The following is a 6374-nucleotide window of genomic DNA, read 5'->3' as shown; positions in this document are numbered from 1 at the left end:
AAAGCCCACAGTGAGGTACGAACGAGGACTTGGAACGAATAGCCTGACCTCGCTTTTTTGCGGGGGCACGCCATAATTATTATCTATAATGTCTTTTTTGGTTTTTTATCTTCTGTGAATTGAATTCTTTGTTCAATTACAAAGTACTTTTTTGTATATTTCGAACGAAGAGTAATTATATATTATGGAGGAAAAAAAAATTACAGAAGCATCTACAGAAAAATCTAAACAAGTTCTTAAAGAAGATGCTAAAGGTTTGTTTGAAAGTATAAAGTTATTTTTAAAAGAACTTTTCGATTTTAGGCATGATACGGACCAAGAGGCAACCATAGAAGCTATAAAAGCAGATATTCCTTTTAAAGGCGCCACTGCTTGGATTCTTATTTTTGCTGTATTTGTTGCATCTGTTGGTTTAAATGCTAATTCTACTGCGGTAGTAATTGGTGCGATGTTAATATCTCCTCTTATGGGGCCTATATTAGGTATTGGAATGTCTTTTGCTATAAATGATATTGATATTTTTAGAAAATCTCTGGTTAATTTGGGGATTATGATTATCCTAAGTTTATTGGCGTCATTTTTATTTTTCTATTTTTTTCCTTTGAGTGAAGATAATTCGGAATTATTAGGTAGAGTTAGTCCGGATATTAGAGATGTGTTAATTGCATTTTTTGGTGGTTTGGCTTTAATGGTAGCTAGAACTAAAAAAGGTACCATGGCTTCTGTTATTTTTGGTGTGGCAATTGCAACGGCCTTAATGCCACCTTTATGTACTGCAGGTTATGGATTGGCAAAAGGTAATTTTGATTACTTTTTTGGAGCCATGTATTTATTTACAATCAATACTATTTTTATTGCATTAGCTACATTTTTAGTATTAAAATTATTACGTTTTCCGATGCATAAATATGCCAGTGTGGCTAAAAGGAAACGATATGCTACTATTGCAACTATTGTTGGTGTAGCAGTTATGATACCTGCAATATTTACTTTTATAACTGTTTTCAATGAAAATCAAGTTAATACACAAATAAATAATTACATTAAAAATGAGATAAAAAGTAATAAATATTTGCAATTAATTGATTGGGATAAAGATCTTAGTAAAAAGGAAATCTTTCTAAATTTTTTCAATGAAGTTAGTCAGGCAACAGAAAATGATTTAACAAATGAGTTGTTAGATCAAGTATTGTATCCGAATCTAACAGATTATAAACTAATCATAAAAGGAAGTGATACCAAGAGTTTTGAATTAATTACAACGGCGTATCAAGATAAAAGGGAAGAGTTACAAGAAAGTAAAAATATTATTGCTGGTTTACAAAAACAGATTTTAGATTTGCAAGAAACAATTTCTATTTTAAATACAAGAATAGAAGTGGATGCACATTATAAAAATAAAAAAGTGATTGCTTTTAGTAGAATTTCAAAAGATGCAAAAATTAGATACAATGATATTGAGGAAATTGGTTTTGCCAAAGTTTTATCTTCAAAAGATTTTATAAAAATAGATACCATTCCGGTAATATCTATCAAATGGAATCTAAAAGTTCCGGATAGTATTGTGGCTCCTAGAGAAAGAGAATTAAGAAGTTGGTTGCAAAAAGAAATGGAGTTGGATACACTTTTTATCAAAAGGGAAAAATAAAAAGTATTTTAGAGTTATGAAGAAAAAATATATAGTGGCTTTTGATCAAGGTACAACAAGTACTAGAACTATTATTTTTGATCATAATGGAGAAATAGTTGCCAGTGCTCAAAAAGAATTAAAACAATATTATCCAAAATCTGGTTGGGTAGAGCATAATGCGGAAGACATTTATAAGGATCAATTAGAAACTTTTTATAAAGTTCTTGATGATTCAAAAATTAAAGCTGAAGAAATTGTTGCTATAGGAATTACAAATCAACGAGAAACCACTGTAGTTTGGGATAGAAAAACCGGTTTGCCCATTTATAATGCTATTGTTTGGTTAGACAAACGTACCTCTGAAATATGTGATGATTTAAAACACAAAGGACTTACAGAGTATGTGAAAGAACATACAGGTCTGGTGATTGACGCTTATTTTTCTGGCACTAAATTAAAATGGATTTTAGAGAATGTTGAAGGTGCAAGAGAAAAAGCAAATGCAGGAGAATTGTGTTTTGGAACTATAGATAGTTGGTTGATTTACAAATTTACCAATGGCGAAAATCACCTTACAGATCATACCAATGCGTCGCGCACATTGCTGTACAATATTAAAGAATTACAGTGGGATGAAACACTTTTAAATGCATTAGACATTCCTAAAAGTATGTTGCCAACAGTGCAAAACTCCTCTTCACATTTTGGAAACGTAACTTATAAAGACATTAAAATTCCTATTTATGGTGTTGCAGGTGATCAACAGGCATCTTTGTTTGGTCAAGGAGGTTTTAAATCTGGGATTGCTAAAAACACTTACGGAACTGGTTGTTTTATCCTTTTAAATATCGGAAAAAAACAAGTAGTTTCTCAAAAAGGATTATTAACAACGCTTACTTGTAGTTTAGAAAATGAACCTATAAAATATGCTTTAGAAGGTAGTGTTTTTGTTGGTGGAGCTGCTATTCAATGGCTAAGAGATAATTTACAATTAATAAAAAAAGCATCGGATACTGAAGAAATTTGTAAAAGTATTCCACCGTTAAAAGATGTTTATGTAGTTCCTGCTTTTGCAGGTTTGGGAGCTCCTTATTGGGATGCGAAAGCCAAAGGAAGTATTTACGGAATGACTTTAGATACTGGTAGAGAAGAGATTATTAAGGCCACCGTAGAAGCATTGGCATATCAAACAAAAGATGTTATTGATGCCATGATTCAAGATTCTGGAAAAGAAATGATCACTTTAAAAGTTGATGGAGGCGCCAGTAGTAACAATTATTTAATGCAGTTTCAGTCTGATATTTTAAATGTGGATGTAGACAGACCAAAAATGATTGAAGTTACAGCATTTGGTGTGGCATTGTTAGCAGGTATTAAAGCAGGTTTTTGGCAAATAGAAAATATTGAAGATTTAAGAAAAATAGAAACTATTTTTAAATCTGAAATGAAACCAAAATTGAGAAATAAAAAATACAAAGGTTGGTTACATGCCCTTGATAAAACAAAAACCTTTAGTAAAGACAAAATTAAGAACAAACCGCTTCGGTTTTCAATTTTAGATAGAAAGAAACAGCTTAAAAAAGTGACCTCAACCAAGTTTGATATGATTGTAATTGGTGGGGGAGTTACAGGTGCAGGAATTGCGCTAGATGCATCATCTAGAGGATTGAGCGTTTGCTTAATAGAGAAAAATGATTTTGCTTCAGGTACTAGTAATAAATCAACAAAACTTATTCATGGCGGATTACGATATTTGAAACAATTAGAAATTGGTTTGGTGAGAGAATCTGGTTCGGAAAGAGCAATTGTACATAAATTAGCACCTCATTTGGTATTGCCAGAAAAAATGTTACTGCCTTTAATAGAAGGAGGAACCTATGGTAAAATGATGACATCTATTGGCTTAAAAGTGTATGATCTCTTGGCAAATGTTAGTGGTGACGATAGCAGAAGAATGCTTAATAAAGAAGAAACTTTTGTAAAAGAACCTTTATTAGATAAAAATACTGTTTTTGGAAGTGGTTTTTATGCAGAATACAGAACAGATGATGCCAGATTAACCATAGAGTTACTTAAAAAAGCAGCAGAATTTGGCGCAACAATTATTAATTATTGCGAAATGGAAACTCTTATTTATGACAGCAATCACAAAATTGAAAGTTTAAATTGTATTGATCATAATACCGGAAAGAAAATAAATTTAACGGCAAGAAATTATGTTTCAGCGGCGGGTCCTTGGGTAGATGAAATTCGTAAGAAGGATAATTCTATGAATCATAAATATTTGCATTTAACCAAAGGAGTGCATATTGTTTTTCCTCATAAAAAATTACCAGTAAAACAATCTGTGTATTTTGATGTTGAAGATGGCAGAATGATTTTCGCAATTCCCAGAGGAAGATGCACGTATGTGGGCACAACAGATACCAATTATAAAGGAGATTTAAATAGAGTTGTAGCAACAAAAGAAGATGTTGCCTATTTGATAAAAGCAATAAATCATACGTTTCCAAAGGTTGATGTAACTATTGACGATGTAGAATCTAATTGGGCAGGCTTACGTCCTTTAATTCATGAAGAGGAAAAAGATCCATCAGAATTATCTAGAAAAGATGAGATTTTTATTTCTAATACTGGCTTAATTTCTATTGCAGGAGGTAAATTAACCGGATATAGAAAAATGGCGCAAAGAGTAATGGAAGTCGTTTTAAAAACGTTGTCAGAGAAAAGAACAAAGAAGTTGCATAAAACGGACACAGAACACATTTCTTTGGTAACGCCTACACTGCATTCTTCTGAAGAAGTAGCTATTTATCAACAAGAATTAGAATGCGAATTGTTACAAAAAGGAATTTCAGAAAGCTATTATGCTTGGTATTTAACATCTACTTATGGTAAAAGAGCTTCTTTAATTGTAGAAAAAATAGATTTTTTTATGAATGGTACACCGCTAGAAAACTTAATTAGAGCAGAACTATGGTATTGTATTCATTTTGAAATGACCAATAGCTTGGCAGATTTTTTTGTAAGGAGAACCGGCAGGTTGTATTTTAACATTGCTAGTATTTCTGATTACTTTAATATTATTTTAAAAGATTTTATAAAATATTTAGATTGGGATGATCAAAGAATTCTGTTTGAAAAAGAAAAAATGGAGTTGTTGCTGAAGGATGCTAAAACCTATTACGAGTCAGAATTTTAATTAAATAAGTTTTCTGAGTCTTGTACTGGTTTTATATTTCGATAAAAAAAAAGGTTTTGTTGAAATTCTTATTGTTGTAAAGTAGGTTTCAAATTTACCAGGCAGTAGTTTTTTTACAAGGGATTAAGAAATTTAATAACCTTACTTTTTAAGGGGCTCAAATAAAATTACTTCTACATTTTGGTTAAATAAATATACTTTTTTGTTATTCATATTCATACATTCAAATCGAGTTCTGCGCTTATTACCTCTTTTATAGATGGTATTTTTAAAGACAAAAAGACTTCCTAAAGGAATTTCAAAAATAAAATTCTTTCCGGTTTCGGCTACATTTCCTCTTAAAGCCAACGATAAATTTACATCAGTATCAGTACTTGCCTTTGGGTTTTTTAAGTAGTTTGCCAAAAAAGGCAATATTTCCTTCGGATAAATATCTGGATGAAGAAAAGGCAACATCAAATGTTGAAAAATCATTTTCCATTCTTTTCCGTGCGGTTTCACGCGCCCAAATTTTTGATGCGTAACATGATGCGCAATTTCATGAATTAAGGTTAACAAAAACTGGTATTTATTCAGGTTGTTGTTAACCGTAATTTGAAACCGTCCATTTGGTAGTTTTCTAAAATCGCCATGTTTTGTTTCCCGTTGATTTACAATGAACAAGGTAAAGTTATGGTCGTTTATTAGAAACTCTACAAACGGAATTGCTTTTAACGGAACGAAGTTTTGATAATTTGAATTCAATTTATAATTTTGCTTACTGCTTACTGCTTACTGCTTACTGCTTACTAATTACGGTGTTGTAGATGATACTTGTAAAACTTTTCCATTATAAAATTTGTTTCCATTTAAAGAGAAATCAAAAATATAGTTTGCCATTTCTGCGGCAGAAAGTGGTGCAATATAATCAGGAAAAGCCTCTGCCAACATTTCTGTATTAACGGCTCCTAAAGCCAAAACGTTAAAGGCAATTTGTTGTTCTTTGTATTCTTCTGCCAATAATTCTGATAAAGTAATAACAGCGCCTTTGGCGGATGAATAAGCTGCCAACCCAGGGAATTTCATACTTCCTTGAATGCCTCCCATAGAACTAATAGTAACAACATGACTTCCTTTTTGTAGATACGGAATCATTAATTTTGTGAGCTCAGCTACGGCAAAAACATTTACTTTATATACGTCTAAAAAATCATCCGAAGATAAATCTGTAAAAGGTTTGTTAATTAATTTTCCTGCATTATTGATTAGAATATCAACTTGTTGCCATTTTTTATGTATAAAATTAGTTACTTCTTGTAATTCTGAATTTTTAGAAACATCCACAGAAAGAACTGTAATATTTTTGTGATTAAAATCTGTTAAAGGTTTCGAGTTTCTAGAAATAGCCAAAACTTGATGGCCATTTTCAGCAAATTGTTTCGCTAATTCAAACCCAATTCCTCTACTTGTTCCTGTAATTACGATGTTTTTCATTTTATAAAGAAAATTTAAACGAGCAATTTACTCAATTTTTCATACATTTAATGGCAAAACCTATACAAA

At 31.3% G+C, this 6374-nt stretch carries 4 protein-coding genes; 2 read left to right on the top strand and 2 right to left on the bottom strand.

The window, feature by feature from the left end:
• Positions 1-184 precede the first annotated feature (184 nt).
• The gene (locus ACSHW5_RS04995) at positions 185-1648 is read left to right on the top strand and encodes a DUF389 domain-containing protein (RefSeq protein WP_435675007.1); all 1464 of its coding nucleotides are present in this window, start codon (positions 185-187) and stop codon (positions 1646-1648) included.
• 16 nt (positions 1649-1664) lie between these two features.
• A complete protein-coding gene (glpK, locus tag ACSHW5_RS04990) occupies positions 1665-4832 on the top strand; it encodes a glycerol kinase GlpK (RefSeq protein ID WP_435675006.1) in 3168 nt (1055 codons plus the stop codon).
• Between the two features lie 141 nt (positions 4833-4973).
• Here glpK and ACSHW5_RS04985 read toward each other — a convergent pair whose 3' ends face one another.
• Together ACSHW5_RS04985 and ACSHW5_RS04980 are read right to left on the bottom strand one after the other, a co-directional pair.
• A complete protein-coding gene (locus ACSHW5_RS04985) occupies positions 4974-5576 on the bottom strand; it encodes a SprT-like domain-containing protein (protein ID WP_435675005.1) in 603 nt (200 codons plus the stop codon).
• 48 nt (positions 5577-5624) lie between these two features.
• Positions 5625-6305 (bottom strand): SDR family NAD(P)-dependent oxidoreductase, encoded by a 681-nt coding sequence (locus ACSHW5_RS04980; protein ID WP_435675004.1) that lies wholly within the window; start codon positions 6303-6305, stop codon positions 5625-5627.
• Positions 6306-6374 lie beyond the last annotated feature (69 nt).

The organism is Polaribacter sp. (genome assembly GCF_051251875.1).
In the GTDB taxonomy this organism is placed as follows: Bacteria; Bacteroidota; Bacteroidia; order Flavobacteriales; family Flavobacteriaceae; genus Polaribacter.
Note: the sequence above shows the minus strand (reverse complement) of the source record. Positions and strands in the feature narration are given on the sequence as shown.